Annotated in this window: 15 protein-coding genes; 8 read left to right on the top strand and 7 right to left on the bottom strand. The window is 67.5% G+C overall.

Annotated features, from left to right (window positions below; genetic code table 11):
- The first annotated feature begins 109 nt into the window (after positions 1-109).
- The 3 genes from ACW17V_RS17595 (at position 110) to ACW17V_RS17585 (ending at position 2,996) form a co-directional block, all read left to right on the top strand.
- The gene (locus tag ACW17V_RS17595) at positions 110-1,204 is read left to right on the top strand and encodes an acyltransferase family protein (RefSeq protein WP_492106340.1); all 1,095 of its coding nucleotides are present in this window, start codon (positions 110-112) and stop codon (positions 1,202-1,204) included.
- A 70-nt stretch (positions 1,205-1,274) separates the two neighbouring features.
- Positions 1,275-1,970, top strand: coding sequence for a CHAP domain-containing protein (locus ACW17V_RS17590; RefSeq protein ID WP_492106339.1), 696 nt, complete (start codon positions 1,275-1,277; stop codon positions 1,968-1,970).
- 66 nt (positions 1,971-2,036) lie between these two features.
- Complete coding sequence (locus ACW17V_RS17585) at positions 2,037-2,996, top strand: magnesium transporter CorA family protein (protein WP_492106338.1); 960 nt, start codon at positions 2,037-2,039, stop codon at positions 2,994-2,996.
- Between the two features lie 31 nt (positions 2,997-3,027).
- Here ACW17V_RS17585 and ACW17V_RS17580 read toward each other — a convergent pair whose 3' ends face one another.
- Complete coding sequence (locus ACW17V_RS17580) at positions 3,028-4,581, bottom strand: ATP-binding protein (protein ID WP_492106337.1); 1,554 nt, start codon at positions 4,579-4,581, stop codon at positions 3,028-3,030.
- A 264-nt stretch (positions 4,582-4,845) separates the two neighbouring features.
- Between ACW17V_RS17580 and ACW17V_RS17575 the strand changes: the two genes are divergently transcribed.
- A complete protein-coding gene (locus tag ACW17V_RS17575; RefSeq protein ID WP_492106336.1) occupies positions 4,846-6,081 on the top strand; it encodes a pentapeptide repeat-containing protein in 1,236 nt (411 codons plus the stop codon).
- Here the strand turns inward: ACW17V_RS17575 and ACW17V_RS17570 are convergent.
- Entirely contained in the window at positions 6,065-6,925 is an 861-nt protein-coding gene (locus ACW17V_RS17570) for a crotonase/enoyl-CoA hydratase family protein (RefSeq protein WP_492106335.1), read from the bottom strand. The two genes, ACW17V_RS17575 and ACW17V_RS17570, sit on opposite strands and share 17 nt — an antisense overlap.
- A gap of 113 nt (positions 6,926-7,038) precedes the next feature.
- Here ACW17V_RS17570 and ACW17V_RS17565 point away from each other — a divergent pair, with 113 nt between their 5' ends.
- The 3 genes from ACW17V_RS17565 to ACW17V_RS17555 are packed head-to-tail and all read left to right on the top strand — an operon-like array spanning position 7,039 to position 8,964.
- The gene (locus ACW17V_RS17565) at positions 7,039-7,821 is read left to right on the top strand and encodes an SH3 domain-containing protein (RefSeq protein WP_492106334.1); all 783 of its coding nucleotides are present in this window, start codon (positions 7,039-7,041) and stop codon (positions 7,819-7,821) included.
- Positions 7,822-7,824: 3 nt separating this feature from the next.
- A complete protein-coding gene (locus ACW17V_RS17560) occupies positions 7,825-8,034 on the top strand; it encodes a hypothetical protein (protein ID WP_492108823.1) in 210 nt (69 codons plus the stop codon).
- Between the two features lie 27 nt (positions 8,035-8,061).
- A complete protein-coding gene (locus tag ACW17V_RS17555; protein WP_492106333.1) occupies positions 8,062-8,964 on the top strand; it encodes an alpha/beta fold hydrolase in 903 nt (300 codons plus the stop codon).
- A 155-nt stretch (positions 8,965-9,119) separates the two neighbouring features.
- Here ACW17V_RS17555 and ACW17V_RS17550 read toward each other — a convergent pair whose 3' ends face one another.
- The 3 genes from ACW17V_RS17550 to ACW17V_RS17540 all read right to left on the bottom strand — a co-directional run bounded on the left by ACW17V_RS17550 (position 9,120) and on the right by ACW17V_RS17540 (position 10,996).
- On the bottom strand, positions 9,120-10,067 hold the full coding sequence (locus tag ACW17V_RS17550) for a thioesterase family protein (protein WP_492106332.1): 948 nt from the start codon (positions 10,065-10,067) through the stop codon (positions 9,120-9,122).
- Between the two features lie 59 nt (positions 10,068-10,126).
- Positions 10,127-10,315, bottom strand: a complete 189-nt coding sequence (locus ACW17V_RS17545; RefSeq protein ID WP_492106331.1) for a hypothetical protein — start codon at positions 10,313-10,315, stop codon at positions 10,127-10,129.
- Positions 10,316-10,513: 198 nt separating this feature from the next.
- Positions 10,514-10,996, bottom strand: a complete 483-nt coding sequence (locus ACW17V_RS17540) for a transcriptional repressor (protein ID WP_492106330.1) — start codon at positions 10,994-10,996, stop codon at positions 10,514-10,516.
- A gap of 121 nt (positions 10,997-11,117) precedes the next feature.
- Here ACW17V_RS17540 and ACW17V_RS17535 point away from each other — a divergent pair, with 121 nt between their 5' ends.
- The gene (locus ACW17V_RS17535; protein ID WP_492106329.1) at positions 11,118-12,053 is read left to right on the top strand and encodes a calcium/sodium antiporter; all 936 of its coding nucleotides are present in this window, start codon (positions 11,118-11,120) and stop codon (positions 12,051-12,053) included.
- A 59-nt stretch (positions 12,054-12,112) separates the two neighbouring features.
- Here ACW17V_RS17535 and ACW17V_RS17530 read toward each other — a convergent pair whose 3' ends face one another.
- Complete coding sequence (locus ACW17V_RS17530) at positions 12,113-13,162, bottom strand: 1,9-bis(guanidino)-5-aza-nonane synthase (protein WP_492106328.1); 1,050 nt, start codon at positions 13,160-13,162, stop codon at positions 12,113-12,115.
- A 163-nt stretch (positions 13,163-13,325) separates the two neighbouring features.
- Entirely contained in the window at positions 13,326-14,585 is a 1,260-nt protein-coding gene (locus tag ACW17V_RS17525; protein ID WP_492106327.1) for a type III PLP-dependent enzyme, read from the bottom strand.
- Positions 14,586-14,684: the final 99 nt, after the last annotated feature.

Raw genomic sequence — 14,684 nt, 5'->3', positions numbered from 1 at the left:
TTCTAATGCTTCTGTCTGGAAAAGCGTCTCGACCCACCCCTCCGTGGGCCCCGTCCATGCAAGGGAACGTGACGGAAGCCCCCAGGCTTCGCCAAACCGGACCACAAGTATGCCCGACGCCGCCAATATCAAGCCCCTGACCGCGCTTAGGTTCTTCGCCGCCTTCTGGGTGGTGTTGTTCCACTACTGGCCCAATCTGGCGGTCGGTTTCACGCCGGCGGTCGCGACCAAGGGCTATCTGGGCGTCGAGGCCTTCTTCACCCTGTCGGGTTTCATCCTCTGCCATGTCTATCTGCAGGGCTTTGGCCAGGGGCGGTTCCGCTACGGCGACTTCCTGTGGAACCGGCTGGCGCGGGTCTATCCGCTGCACCTGGCTACTCTGCTGGGCGTGGGCCTGATGGCCGGCGTGGCCAGCCTGGCCGGCATCGTGGTCGGTCACAATATCGTCTCGTGGGAGGCCCTGCCGGCCAATCTGCTGCTGGTTCACGCCTGGGGCTTCGCGCCGGTGTCGGGCTGGAACCACGCCTCGTGGTCGATCTCGGCCGAGTGGTTCGCCTATCTCAGCTTCCCCGCCTTCGCCTTCGTCGCCTGGAAGCTGCACGCGCGGCCGTTCGTGGCCGTGGCCCTGGCCCTGACCTTCATCGTCATCCTCTATCCGGCCTTTGAACGCCTGGCCGGGTTCCCGTTGACGCAGGCCACCATCAAGTGGGGCGCGCTCCGCATCGTGCCCTGCTTCGCCTATGGCTGCGCCCTGCACGCCCTGTGGCGCTCCGGCGTCATCCCGGGCCGACTCGCCGCGCCGGGCGCGGCGATCATGGGCGCCCTGGTTGTGGGCGCCGTTCAGCTTGGCGCCCCCGATCCGGTCATTGTGGCGGTGCTGGGCGGTCTGATTTTTACCCTAGCCAGCCTGGCCGCCAGCGGCTCGACCTTCGCCAGTCAGAGCATCTTCGTCTATCTGGGCGAGATCAGCTATTCGACCTATATGATCTGCATTCCGTGGAAGATCATTTCGGTCAATGCAGCGACGAAACTCCTGGGTATCGAGGGCGAGCAACTGCCCCTGCTGATCTGGGCCGTGATTGTCGCCGCGCTGATCCCGCTCTCGGCCGCGTCCTATCATCTGATCGAAAAACCGGCCCGGGAGCACATGAAATCTTGGGCTCAACGCCGGGCCCAGCGACGACCTGTCGCGGCCGGCGCCTAAGAAACACTCTTTTCACTTGTCGCTGGCAAGGTTACTGCTTGGCCCAGTGACACGGGGGAGTACCCACAGCATGACGAAACGGACGAGGACCCTGTGGGGTTCCATCGCAGCCGCCGCCATGATCAGCCTGATGCCGGTTTCCGGCGCGGTGGCTGACGGGTACTGGCAGTGTGTGCCGTTCGCGCGTCTGATGTCGGGCATTCAAATCTTCGGTGACGCCCGCACCTGGTGGGGCCAGGCCGCCGGCAAGTACGACACCGGCGCCACCCCCAAGATCGGCTCTGTGCTGTCCTTCAAGCCCACCGGCCGCATGAACCTCGGCCACGTCGCCTTCGTCAGCCAGGTGCTGACCGATCGCGTCATCCAGGTCACCCACGCGAACTGGTCGGTGATGAACGGAACCCGCGGCCAGGTCGAACAGGACGTCACCGTTGTCGACGTCTCGCCGGCCGGCGACTGGACCCAGGTCAAGGTCTGGTACGATCCGATCCGCGATCTGGGCACCACCGTCTATCCGACCCACGGCTTCATCTATCAGAACGCCCAGGCCACCAAGATCGCCGTGGCCACCAGCAAGCTGGCCCTGGCCCAGGACGCCGCCGTTTCGCTGGCCAAGTCCGCCGCCAACCAGGTGGCCGCCTCGGTCCGCGCCTCGCCGCTGGACATCATCAACCAGGCCGCCGACTCGACCGACCGGATCGCCGCCCTGATCGCCGCCGCTTCGGGCGGCGCCCCCGAAGACGACAAGCCGGCCGCGCCCCGCTAGTTGCGCCGAGATTGACGCGAGCCATGCGCTGGGTCATTCCCGGCGCGTGACGAGGCTCGCCGATCTATGCTGAGAATTCTGCGCCATGGCGCGCCGGGCTTCGAGACCGGCGACGCGGGCCGCGACTGGCGCCTGCCGGACGACGCGGTGTGGATCGAGCTGGTCGATCCCTCGCGCGCCGAGGAGGTGGCCGTCGAACAGGCCATCGGCGTGCTGCTGCCCACCCGCGAAGAGATGGCCGAGATCGAGGCGTCGTCCCGGCTCTATCAGGAGGACGGCGGCACCTTCATGACCGCCACCATCCTGGTCAATGCCGACGGCGACCTGCCGACCGCCGCCCCGGTGACCTTCGTGCTGGTCGGCCAGCGCCTGGTCACCATCCGCTATGTCGAGCCGCGCGCCTTCTCGGTGTTCGCCGCCCAGGCCGAACGCCAGCCCAGCCTGTGCCCCGGCGGGCCCCAGACCTTTCTGGGCCTGCTGGACGCCATCATCGACCGCACCGCCGACATCATCGAGCGCACGGCCAGCGAGGTCGAAACCCAGTCCCGCGCCATCTTCAGCCGGCCGCGCGGCGGGGCCTTCGAGCAGATCCTCAACCGCCTGGGCCGAGCCCAGAACATCAATTCCAAGGCCCGCGACAGCCTGGTCAGCCTGGCCCGCCTGCTCAGTTTCGCCTCCCTGGCCGACCAGTTCGAGGGCGACCGCGAGCTGCGCGACCACCTCAAATCCCTGCAGCGCGACGTACAGTCGATCACCGACCATTCCAGCTATGTGTCGAGCAACATCACCTTCCTGCTCGACGCGGCCCTGGGCCTGATCAACATCGAGCAGAACTCGATCTTCAAGATCTTCTCGGTGTTCTCGGCCGTCTTCCTGCCGCCGACCCTGATCGCCGGGGTCTATGGCATGAACTTCGAACACATGCCCGAGCTGCGCTGGATGGAGGGCTATCCCATGGCGCTGGGCCTGATGTTCGCCGCCGCCATCGGGCCGTTGCTGTGGTTCAAGCGCAAGGGCTGGCTGTAGGGCAACGCGCCCCCGACCAGGTCCGCTCGGGCTAGATCGTCGACAGGGCTTCCTGGATGCCGGTCAGCAGGTTGGCGGCGGTGATCGGCTTGGCCACATGCAGGTTGGCCCCCGCGGCTGCCGCCTCGACCCGATGCTCGGCCATGGCGTTGGCGCTGAGCATCACGATGGGCGTCGGCGTGGCGCCGCGTGCGGCTTCCAGGGCGCGGATGGCGCGGGTGGCGGTCAGGCCGTCCATGCGCGGCATCTGCATGTCCATCAACACCACGTCGAACGCGCTGTCGGCGAACGCCGCCACCGCCTCGACCCCGTCGCCGACCGTCACCAGCACAGCGCCCTGGCTGGCCAGGATCAGCTGGACCACGCGCTGGTTGGTGGGGTGGTCCTCCGCCAGCAGCACGCGCAGCGGGCGCTCGAAGCGTTGGCTGGTCGCGGGCGCGGCCTGCTCGTCGCGCGCGTCATAGGCGGCCAGGGTCTCTCCGCGGCGCAGGGGCAGGGCGACGACAAACCGGCTGCCGACCCCCGGCTCGGAACTGGCGGAAATCTCGCCGCCCATCATCTGCGCCAGGGAGTGGCAGATCGACAGGCCAAGCCCGGTGCCGCCAAACCGTCGGCTGATCGTTTCATCGGCCTGGCTGAACCGGTTGAACAGACGCGGCGCGTGGCTGGCGTCGAACCCGACCCCGGTGTCCTCGACCGTCAGGGTCAGTTCCGTGGTGTCGGGCGTCTCGACCAAGCCGATGCGGAGGGTGACGCCGCCGGTCTGGGTGAACTTGATGGCGTTGGAGAGCAGGTTGCCCACGATCTGGCCGATGCGCGTGCCGTCGCCCACGAAGCGGCCCCGCGCCAGGGCCTCGCGCTCCACCGTGAACGCCAGCCCCTTGTCTTCGGCGTGGTAGCGCATGACCTCGATACAGGGGCGCAGGGTCTGTTCCAGATCGAAGGGCCGGGATTCCAGCTGAAGTTGGCCGGCCTCGATCTTCGAGACGTCCAGGAAGTCCGACACCAGCCGCTCCAGGGTCACGCCCGAGTCGCGGACCAGGGCGACCATCTCGGCCTGTTCGGGGCTCAGCGAGGTGCGCGACAGGGCGTCGATGATGCCGATCACGCCATTCAGCGGCGTGCGGATCTCATGGCTCATATTGGCCAGGAATTCGGATTTGGCGCGATTGGCCGCCTCGGCCGCCGCCTTGGCCTCGATCAGCTCGCGTTCGGCCGCGACCCGGTCGGTCACGTCGCGCGCCACGCCATAGATGCGGTCGCCAAACCGTTGGGCCCGCCACTCCAGGGTCCGGTAGTGGCCGTCTCGGTGACGATAGCGATTGATGAAGCCCAGCACCGGATCACCCGCCCGGCGCTGTTCGACCTCCTGCACGCTGCTGAGGGTGCCGGGCAGGTCGCCGGGATGAACCAGGCGCAGCAGCGGCTGGCTTTCCATCTCTTCCGGAGAATGCCCCAGGGCGGTGCGCCAGGAGTCGCTGGCCTTCAGGACCCGGCCTTCCAGGTCCCGAATGATCAGCAGATCCAGTGAAACCCGGAAGAAGGTGCTGAGGTCTCCGGCCTGTTCTTCTCCCGCGACGCTCAACTGCGTGGCTCCTGGCGGAACGGATGACGCCTGAGTCATGCGCGGGTGGTCCTTCAAAGCGTCAACAACGACGGTAAAGGCTTAAGTGATCAAGGTTAAGCCGGGATTGCGGCAGAGCTTGCCGTTCTTCGTTCCGTCAGGGGCCATTAGTTTCTCGCCCGTGGCCGCGCCGAGCCGGGGCGCGCCCCTTTCGAGGCAGGGGTGAACCTTTCCTTAAAGTTGATGTGTGAGGTTCCGTCGCTCTCGAGAGGCGCTTCAGCCCGCATGTCCGCCGCTGCCAGACCCAGCCTGATCCGCTCCCTGCACGCCTCCGCCGTCCGGGAGGTGATGGACGCGCACGGCCGCTTCCTGAAGGGCCTGCCGGCCGGGCGGCGCGCCAATTTCTCGTATGTGAATCTCAACAACTACAATTTCGAGGGGCGCGATCTCTCGGAGGCCAACCTGACCGGCGCGCTGCTGGGCGGGGCGATGATGGCGCGCGCCAAGCTGGTACGAGCGACGCTGTACGGCGCCGACCTGCGCGACGCCGACCTGCGCGACTGCGACCTGACCCGGGCCGACATGCGCGGCGTCTGCCTCCGCGGGGCCAATCTGTCGGGCGCCGATCTGTCGGCCTGCGACCTGCGCGAGGGCGTCACCGCCGTGCAGGACGACACCAAGGGTCTGCGGATCCTCAAGCATTCCACCCGTCCGGGCGAGCTGGACTACGCCCTGCTGAACGGGGCCAAGCTGGCCGGGGCCCAGATGTCGGGCGCCTTCGCCCAGGCCGCCGATTTCAGCGACGCCGACATGACCGGCGTCAGCCTGCAGGGCGCCAAGCTGGCCAATGCCCGCATGGACGGCGCCGACCTGTCGGGCGCCAATCTGCACAATGCCGACATGGCCAAGGTCTCGCTGCGGCGGGCCGTTCTGGTCGGGACCGATCTGTCCGGCGCCAATCTGGAAGACGTCGACATGGCCGAGGTGCTGCGCGCCCCGCCGCCGATCATCTATGTCGACGACCTGCCGCTGACCGATGTGCTGGACGCGCACGAGGCCTTTGTCCGGTCCGAGGGCCGCGAGGGCGCGATCGCCCGGGTGGATGAAGTTGATTTCCGGCCCCTGAAGCGCCTGAAGAACCGCCGGCTGGCCGGCCTGTCGGCGCCGGGGGCGGTTCTGTTCGGCATGGACCTGGAAGGCGTCCATCTTCAGGGCGCCAATCTGATGGGCGCGGACCTGCGCGGCGTGAAGTTCAAGAACGCCGACCTGCGCGGCGCGCGCCTGGTAGGGGCCCAGCTGGCGAAGGCCGACCTGACCGGCGCCAAGCTGGGGCCGCTGAAGATCGCCGAGGACCGGTTCCTCCGCACCGATCTGAGCCGCGCGGTGCTGCGCGGCGCCAATCTGACCGGGGCCAGCGCGCCGCGCGCCCGGTTCATCGAGGCGGACCTGACCAGAGCCCGCCTCGAGGGTTGCGACCTGACGGGCGCTGAACTGCCGGCTAAGGCTACATCTTCTTCTTGAGCGGCAGCAGGTCGGGGAAGTCGGCTGGCCGCTTTTCCATCTTCGCCTTGAACGCCTCGGCCATGTGCGATCCTGCGAACATGCCCGTCTGCCAGGTGGCGATATAGTCCAGGCCGTCGGCGATGGTGTGGTCGCGGGCGTAGTTGATCATCACCTTGCTGCCGGCCACGGCCAGGGGCGACTTTTCGGCGATCTCGCGGGCGGTGGCGAAGGCGTGGGCGATCAGGGCCTCGTGGCTGTCGAAGGTCTCGTTGACCAGGCCGATGTCGCGCGCCCGCCCCGCCGGCAGACGGCGGCCAGTATAGGCCAGCTCGCGCACCCAGCCTTCGGGGATCAGCTTGCACAGGCGCGGGAAGGTGCCGACATCGGCGGTCATGCCGATATTGATCTCCTGGATGCAGAAGAAGGCGTCCGACGTGGCGTAGCGGATGTCGCAGGCGCTGACGAAATCGACCGCCCCGCCGATGCAGCCGCCCTGGATGGCGACGATCACCGGCATGCGGGCCTTGTCCAGGCAGGTGAAGGTGTTCTGCAGGTGGTGGACATGGTGGCGGAAGCTCTCGCCGGCCACATGGCGGTCGCCCGTCCGTTCCTCGGTGACGCCCTCGCCGTCGGTGAACACCGAAAGCTCCATGCCGGCCGAGAAGTGCTTGCCGGTCGAGGTGATGACGATGCAACGCGCCAGGGCGTTGTCGTCAATGTGTTTTACAATTGCGGGAAGCTCGTTCCAGAAGGCCCGTGTCATAGTGTTCATGGCCTCGGGACGTTTGAGCTGGATGTGCGCGACGCCAGCCTCGATCTCGACCTTGAAACACGTATAGTCTGCGTGATCGTGGGCGCTCATGACGTCCTCCCTTATCGTTGATAAGGGACTATCTCGCGGACCGGACGCGGCGCCAACACTGACTTTGCGGAAGGCCGGCCGCACAACCGTCGGCCAAGACAGAGGGAAGACCCATGAAGACGACCCCCGCCCTGCTCGCCATCGCCGCCCTGGCCGGCGCCAGCCTGGCCGTTCCGGCCCCCGTCCTGGCCCAGTCCAAGGGCCTGAGCAGCCTCTTCTCGTGCGAAGGCTCGGGCAAGAAGCAGGAAGGCGGGGCCCTGATCGGTGCGGCCGCCGGCGCGTTCCTGGGCAGCAAGGTGGCCAAGAACGAAAAGACCCTCGGCGCCCTGGTCGGCGCGGCCGCCGGCGCGGCGGCGGGTTCCTATATCGGCTGCCGCATGCAGTCGACCGACACCGCCCTGGCCCAGCAGGCCACGAAGAAGGCGCTGGAAACCGGCCAGCCCCAGACCTGGAGCAATTCGCGCACCGGCGCCTCGGGCCGCATCGACGTGGTCTCGTCCAGCTATGGCCCGCCCGTCGACAGCCGCAACCTGCGCTTCGCCTCGGGCGTGCAGTCCCTGCCCAGCTATGACGCCCTGGGCGGCCAGTACGCGGCCGGCAGCACGGTCAACATGCGCTCCAGCCCTTCGACCAAGGGCAAAGTCGTCGGCAAGCTGGTCGCCGGTCAGGCCTTTGACGCCCTGGGCTCGGCCCCAAACGGCGGCTGGATCCTGGTCGGCCAGAGCGGCTATGCGGTCGGCTATGTGGCGCCGAGCCTGGTGCGTCCGTTGCAGACCGTCGCCGCCTCGTGCCGCGTGATCAACGCCTCGATCTCGACCTCGGGCCAGCGTCCGACCAGCGAACGCTACAGCGCTTGCCAGGACAATCGCGGCGAGTGGCAACTGACCCAGGCCTAGGCGCTGACAAGCTCCCTCTCCCATAGGGAGAGGGTCGGGGTGAGGGGTTACGGTGTTCGACGGAGTGCCGGCGCGCCGGTTGACGGCGTAACCCCTCACCCTCCCACCGCTTCGCGGCGGGCCCCTCCCTCTCCCTCTGGGAGAGGGTTCAGCATTCGTCAGGGGCGCGGCGTCAGGCTCCATGGACGCGGCCCGGTGGCGGCCCTATCTTGATGGGGAGCCGCAGAAGGACCCTCGCCGATGGACGCGGCCGTGTTTCGACAACCCCGAAGGCGCATGATCGCCATCGACAGCCCCGCCGGTCCCGGCGAGATGGCGGCGCTGGAGTTTGGTCCGCAGGATCGGGCGATCGACGTGGTCTTCGTCCACGCCAACGGCTTCAACGCCCAGACCTATAACAGCCTGCTGGCCCCGCTGGCGGCCGGCCTGCGCGTGCTGGCTGTCGACCAGCGCGGCCACGGCGCCACGACCCTGGCCGCGAAAGGCGAGGGCCGTCGTTCCTGGCTCGACCTGCGCGATGATCTGGTCGCCCTGCTCAAGGTCCTGAACGGTCCGCCGGTGGTGCTGGCCGGACATTCGATGGGCGGCACGGTCAGCCTGCTGGCCGCCGCCGCGTGCCCCGACGCCGTGAAGGGCCTCGTCCTGCTGGACCCGGTGATCATGCCGCGTCTGGTGGCCCTGTACGCCCAGGTTCCTTGGACCTCGGGCGCGCTGTGGAAGAAGATGCCCATCGCCCAGGCCGCCTCGCGCCGCCGCGCCGTCTTCGACGATCGCGAGGCGGTGGTCGCCGCCTATACCGGTCGCGGAGCCTTCAAGACATGGCCCGAGACCATGCTGGCCGACTATGTCGACGGCGGCTTCGTCGATCGAGACGACGGCAAGGTGGAACTGGCCTGCGCGCCGGCGTGGGAAGCCTCCAACTATTCGGCCCAGGCCCACGATCCGTGGCGGGCGATCCGCAAGGTCGTCGGTCCGGTGCGGATCCTGAAAGCCGAGCGCGGCTCGACCTGCCGGGCCGGCGACAGCTTCGCCCGTCGCGGCCGCGACGTGACGGTCGAGACGGTGGCCGGAACCAGCCACTTCCTGCCGATGGAGCGCCCGGACCTGGCGCGGGACGCGATCTTCGCGATGGCGACGCGTTAGAAACCCGCTCTTCCCGGCGACCCGAAGGGCGGCGAAGCCAACGCCGGGACCCAGATTCATCCGGAGAATTTGGGGATGACTCGCCTGCGGGCTTAGCCAAGTCTTGAATCGATCAGGTTTCGATCTGGGTCCCGGCCTTCGCCGGGAAGAGTGGATTAAAGGGTAAGCCCCTCCACCGAAGACGCCTTGAGCGCCGCCTGCGCCGCCGGGCTGATCGGCACCGCCTTGCGGGCGTCCAGATCGAAGGTGATGGCCACGGCCTCCGACGTGCCCCAGGCCAGGCCCGTGGCGGGGTCGATCATCCAGTGGGCCATGCGCATGGTGCGCGGGTCGGCGCCGATCAGGCCCGAGCGCAGCTCGACCCGGTCGCCGGCCTGGGGCCAGCGCAGATAGGCCAGCCGGTATTCCAGCACCGCCCCGCCAAACCGTGTCGGCTTGTGGTCGGCGTGGTCGACGATCACGTCGCGGAACGGGCCGATGAAGCTGCCGATGCCGTCTGAGACCCGGCCGATGAACTGCTCTGCGCGCATGCGGCCAAAGACGTCGCACTCGGTCGGCGACAGGGCGCCCAGACCGATCCGCTGCAGACCCAGCGTCTGGGCGCGCTCCAGGCTGGCGGTAGGGGTGAAGGGCGACAGGTCGATGCTGCGGGCGCGGGCCTTTTCCGGGACCTCGACCATCAGCGCAGCAGCGCGCTCGCGGGTGATCCGGGGCCAGGGGAAGACCTCGCCCTCGCGCGGCGTGGCGTGGACGACCGTGGTCTGGAAGGTGGCGGCCAGTTCACCGGTGGCCGAGTGGACCAGCAGCTGCAGAAGTTTGGCTTCGGTGTCGCTGATCTCGATCACCCCGCCCAGCATGTGCAGGGTCGCGCCGGCATGGGCCTCGCGCAGGAAGCGGACGTGATGCTCCTTCACCAGCAGGGTGGCGTTGGCGTAGGGGGTGAAGGCGTGGGGCAGGCCCAGCTCCGCCGCCAGCCCCGCCAGGCCCTCCATGGCGCGGACGATATAGTGGCGCACATTCATGTGCCCCATCTCGTCGCAGTCCCAGGTGTTCACCCCGCCGCGCCAGATCTCGACGCCGGGCAGGGTCTCAGCGGTCGTCATGGCGGCGTCTCGGCGGGTTGAACGGTCGTTCGAACCTAGCGGGGTTCGGCCGGTGTCCGCTAGTGCCTGCCGGGCTTGCGCTTGAACGTATCGCCGATCTCGGTCGCGTCGGGGCCATCGGGGCCGGCCGCCTCGCGGGAACGTTCGCCGGTCTTCTGGATCTTGTCCTTGCCGCCCAGGGCGGTGGATTGGCCCAGCGGTTCGGCGGCGTTCTTTTCGCGGCCCTTGGTATTGGGATGGTCAGCCATGGTCGTCTCCTTGGGTGCGAGGAGACAACAGGGGGGAGGCCTCGGAGTTCCGACACCTCAAAACTCCGCTCTCCCCGGCGAAGGCCGGGGCCCAGATTCAGCCTGAGCGTTTGGGGATGACGCGCCTGAATTCTGTGTTTGAAGTCTCTGTGCCGTGGGTTCGATCTGGGTCCCGGCCCTTGCCGGGAAGAGCGAAAATTATGAGCGGCAGTCCCCGCACAGCCCGTGCGCTTCGATCGTCACCCCGGTCAGGGTGTAACCGGCCGCGGCGCCGGCGGCGATGATCTCGGCGCTGGCCCGGGGCTCGATTTCGCGCGTGGCCCCGCAGCAGTCGCAGATCAGGAAGGCGGCGGCGTGGCCGTCGGCTTCCTTGCGGCAGGCGACATAGGCGTTGAGGCTCTCGATGCGGTGGGCGAAGCCCTGCTTTTCGAGGAAATCGAGCGCCCGATAGACGGTCGGCGGCTTGGCCGGCGGACCATCGACCGCGTAGGTCGAGATCAGGTCATAGGCCTTCACCGGCTGGCCGGCTTCCAGCAGCAGTTCCAGCACCCGCCGGCGGGGCGCGGTCAGGCGCTGGTCGGCGGCCGCGCAGCGGGCCTCTGCGGCCTCCAGTTCAGCCGCGAGGGCGGAACCGGCGACGCCGTGGTGGTCGTGATCGTGATCGCAAGCGGCATGGGCCATGGCCAAGAGGTAGAGGGGGGGAGGGCTCGGCGCAAGCGCCCGACCAACTCTTGGCGGAGGATGCCTGCAGCGGTCATGTTTTGATGGCATGATCGCGGGACAGGGCTTTCAGGGGGCGGTGATGAGCATCTGGTTTGGCTTGGCGGTGGGATTGATCCTGCTGGGCCTGGGCGGAGAGCTGCTGGTGCGCGGCGCGGTCGCGGCGGCGCGGCGGCTGGGCGTCAGCCCCTTGCTGATTGGCCTGACCCTGGTGGGTTTCGGCACCTCGACACCGGAACTTGTCACCAGTCTGCAGGCGGCTCATGCCGGATCGCCCGGCATCGCCATTGGCAATGTCGTGGGCTCCAACATCTCCAACATCCTGCTGGTGCTTGGGCTGACGGCGGCGATCGCGCCCATCGTCTCCGATCGGCGAGCCGTCCGGCGCGACATTATCGTCCTGCTGGTGGCGACAGCGGCCTGCGTGGCCGCGCTGACCACTGGTGAACTGACCCGGCCCATGGGTCTGGCCGGCCTGGGTCTCCTCGCGGCCTATGTGATCTGGGTGTGGCTGGCCGACCGCAAGCGGCCCGAACTCCTGGACGAGCACGCCACAACGGCCTTGCCCCGGCTGCCGACGGCGATCGCCGTCGCCATTTTTGGGATCGGCCTGACGATCTACGGCGCGGACCTGCTCGTCGGCAACGCCATCAGTTTCGCGCGGATCGCCGGCGTGTCTGATACGGTCATCGGCCTCACGATCGTCGCGGTCGGCACTTCGGCGCCCGAACTGGTCACCAGCGTGATCGCCGCCCTGCGCCGACAATCCGACATGGCGCTGGGCAATGTGATCGGCTCGAACCTCTACAATATGCTGGGAATCCTGGGCGTGACCGCGCTGGTGCGCCCGATCTCGACGCCGGCCTCGATTGTCGAGGTCGACGCCTGGGTCATGGGCCTGGCCACCATCGCCCTGGTGCTGCTGGCCTATGGCCAGGGCCGTATCGGCCGCGCCGCGGGACTGGGCCTTCTCGCAGCCTATGGCGGCTACGCGACCTGGCTGATCGTCACGGCCTAGCGCACAAAAAAGGCCCCCGGGAGCGATCCCGAGGGCCCTTGGTGTTTGGCCTTGCGCGGCTACTTGCCGAACAGCTTGTTCCAGCGCGGACGCTCGCGGCCCTTCCAGGCTTCGCGGTGATAGGCGTCCGAGGCGATCAGCGGCACCACGGTGGTGGCTTCGGCGAACACCATCTGCTCGTGGGTGGTGTTGACCTTGCCCCAGCTGGCGGCCTCTTTCAGGGTCGAGGACGAGCAGGCGCCGTCGCGGACGTCGGCGACGGTGATCTGGATGGCGTACTTGTGCATGTCGGCCTCGACGCCGAGGATCTCGGCGCAGACCACGGTGTCCTGGGCGAAGTTCTTGGGAACGCCGCCGCCCACCATGAACAGGCCCGTCGTGCCGGCCGCGATCTTGATGTCGGTCAGTTCGCGGAAGTCGGCGACCGCGTCGATCATCAGATAGGGCTGCTTGGCGGCGATGCGCTCCTTCTGGTGCTTGACCAGGCCAAAGCCGGCCGAGCTGTCGACGAAGGCCGGGCAGAAGATCGGCACGCCCTGCTCATAGGCGGTCTGGATCAGCGAGCCGGACTTCTTGGCGTTGCCTTCGGACAGCCACTTGCCCATTTCCCAGATGAACTCGCGGCTGGAATAGGCGCGCGGCTCGAGGGCGTTGCAGATCTCCAGGATCGTGTGATCGCAGTTCTGGAGCTCTTCCTCGTCGATATAGGTGTCGTAGATGCGGTCGATATAGTTCTCGCGCAGCACGTTGTCGTCGACCGGGCCGGCGGCCTGATAGTGCTTGAAGCCCAGGGCCTCGAAGAAATCCATGTCGACGATCGAGGCGCCGGTGGCGACCACGGCGTCGATCATGCCGTTCTGCACCATGTCGCGGTAGACGTGCATGCAGCCGCCGGCCGAGGTGGAGCCGGCCAGGATCAGCCACGGCGAGCAGGACTTGTCTTCCAGGGCCATGTTGAAGATGTCGGCGGCGCGGGCGGTGTCGCGGCTGCTGAACGACATCTTGCGCATGGCGTCGATGATCGGGCGGGCGTCGAAGGCCGCGATGTCGATGTGCTCGACCACGTTCTGGAGGAGCTCGGCCTTGGAGTTCGGAACGGGAGCGTTCATCGCTTCGGTTTCCCTGACTTTGGACGCCCGTCGTTGAAGCAAGCTCTTCACCGGGACGGAGCAACCGGCGGGAGCGGAAATACGAACCGCGCTCGACGTCCTTGAACGTCGAGCGCGGCGCGCGGTTTAACTCAGAAATGATCTAGTGGCGAACGGTGTCGAACTAGCGACGACGCTTGCGCTTGCCCGCTGCGCCCTTGGGGCGCGAGAAGCGGACGACCTTGCGCTCTTCCGACTCCGGCTTGTGGGTCGGGATCGAGCGTTTGGCCAGGCCGTACATCGAGGCCATCGGCGCGTCCTGGACCTCGACGGTCTCGTTCTCGCCAAAGCCGTTGAAGCGGGTCGACATGGCCACGCCATAGGCGCCCAGCATGCCGATCTCGATATAGTCGCCCTCGTCGACGCTTTCCGGCAGGTAGAACGGGCCGGGCATGTGGTCGACGCTGTCGCAGGTGGGGCCGTAGAAGCGGAAGGGCTTGAGGCCTTCTTCCACCACTTCGCCGTTCTTGCGCAGCAGCTTGACCGGGAAGGGCCACTTCATGTGCGCCGCATCGAACAGCGAGCCATAAGACCCGTCATTCAGATAGAGCGCGTCGCCCTTCTTCAGCTCGACCTTGACTAGCAGCGACGAGGCTTCGGCCACCAGGGCCCGGCCGGGCTCGCACCACAGCTGGGTCGACTCGTGAACCATCATCTCGGCGAAGCCGCGGTCGATGGCCGCCAGATATTCGGACATGTCCGGCGGAACCATGCCGGGATAGATCGACGGAAAGCCGCCGCCGACATCGACGACATCGGCCAGAACGCCGGCGCGAACCAGGGCGCGCGAGGCCTGGGCCATCGCGGCTTGGTAAGCCGTAGGCCGCATGCACTGGCTGCCGACGTGGAACGATACGCCCATCAGATCCTGGGTGGCGCGACGGGCGGCCAGCAGCAGGGCCGGGGCCGCATGCGGCTCGACGCCGAACTTGCCCGACAGGCTGTAGGCCGCGCCCTCGGCCTGCACGCCCATGCGGACGATCAGGTTGAGGTCCTTGGCGTTGCCGGTGGCGTCCTGGATCTTGGCCAGCTCTTCGTGGGTGTCGAACGAGAACGTCCGAACGCCGTGATCGAAATAGGCGGCCGAGATCGCCACCCGGCTCTTGACCGGGTGCATGAAGGCCATCCGCGAGCCCGGGGCGTGCTCGCCCACCAGCTCGATCTCGTTGAGCGACGCGACGTCGAACGACCGCACGCCGGCGTCAACCAGCTCGCGGATCACCCACGGCGAAGGGTTGGCCTTCACCGCGTAAAAGACGTCGCCTTTAAATTCTGCCTGGAACCAGCGCGCCGCTACCGACACCGCGTCCGGTCGCACGAGTGCGACGGGACGTTCCGGTGACCGCTCACGGACCAGGTCCAGGGGTTCATGGTACGTGTGCAATGCACGTAGCCCCCTGCAAGAAGTGAAACCTAGGCCGGCGTTAGCAGCGCTTATGAGGACTTCGGGTCCGCCGGAGGAGTGCGAAATAGGGGCATAGAC

The sequence above is a fragment of the Caulobacter sp. FV2ye17ST genome, assembly GCF_058680955.1.
The sequence above is the reverse complement of the archived record's forward strand: the minus strand, read 5'-3'. Positions and strand labels throughout refer to the sequence as shown.

What these genes read in the sequence shown, in the direction of transcription:
- ACW17V_RS17595 (WP_492106340.1), top strand. Translation starts at nt 110, where the DNA reads ATGCCCGACGCCGCCAATATCAAGCCCCTGACCGCGCTTAGGTTCTTC.
- ACW17V_RS17590 (WP_492106339.1), top strand. Translation starts at nt 1,275, where the DNA reads ATGACGAAACGGACGAGGACCCTGTGGGGTTCCATCGCAGCCGCCGCC.
- ACW17V_RS17585 (WP_492106338.1), top strand. Translation starts at nt 2,037, where the DNA reads ATGCTGAGAATTCTGCGCCATGGCGCGCCGGGCTTCGAGACCGGCGAC.
- ACW17V_RS17575 (WP_492106336.1), top strand. Translation starts at nt 4,846, where the DNA reads ATGTCCGCCGCTGCCAGACCCAGCCTGATCCGCTCCCTGCACGCCTCC.
- ACW17V_RS17570 (WP_492106335.1), bottom strand. Translation starts at nt 6,925, where the DNA reads ATGAGCGCCCACGATCACGCAGACTATACGTGTTTCAAGGTCGAGATC.
- ACW17V_RS17565 (WP_492106334.1), top strand. Translation starts at nt 7,039, where the DNA reads ATGAAGACGACCCCCGCCCTGCTCGCCATCGCCGCCCTGGCCGGCGCC.
- ACW17V_RS17555 (WP_492106333.1), top strand. Translation starts at nt 8,062, where the DNA reads ATGGACGCGGCCGTGTTTCGACAACCCCGAAGGCGCATGATCGCCATC.
- ACW17V_RS17550 (WP_492106332.1), bottom strand. Translation starts at nt 10,067, where the DNA reads ATGACGACCGCTGAGACCCTGCCCGGCGTCGAGATCTGGCGCGGCGGG.
- ACW17V_RS17545 (WP_492106331.1), bottom strand. Translation starts at nt 10,315, where the DNA reads ATGGCTGACCATCCCAATACCAAGGGCCGCGAAAAGAACGCCGCCGAA.
- ACW17V_RS17540 (WP_492106330.1), bottom strand. Translation starts at nt 10,996, where the DNA reads ATGGCCCATGCCGCTTGCGATCACGATCACGACCACCACGGCGTCGCC.
- ACW17V_RS17535 (WP_492106329.1), top strand. Translation starts at nt 11,118, where the DNA reads ATGAGCATCTGGTTTGGCTTGGCGGTGGGATTGATCCTGCTGGGCCTG.
- ACW17V_RS17530 (WP_492106328.1), bottom strand. Translation starts at nt 13,162, where the DNA reads ATGAACGCTCCCGTTCCGAACTCCAAGGCCGAGCTCCTCCAGAACGTG.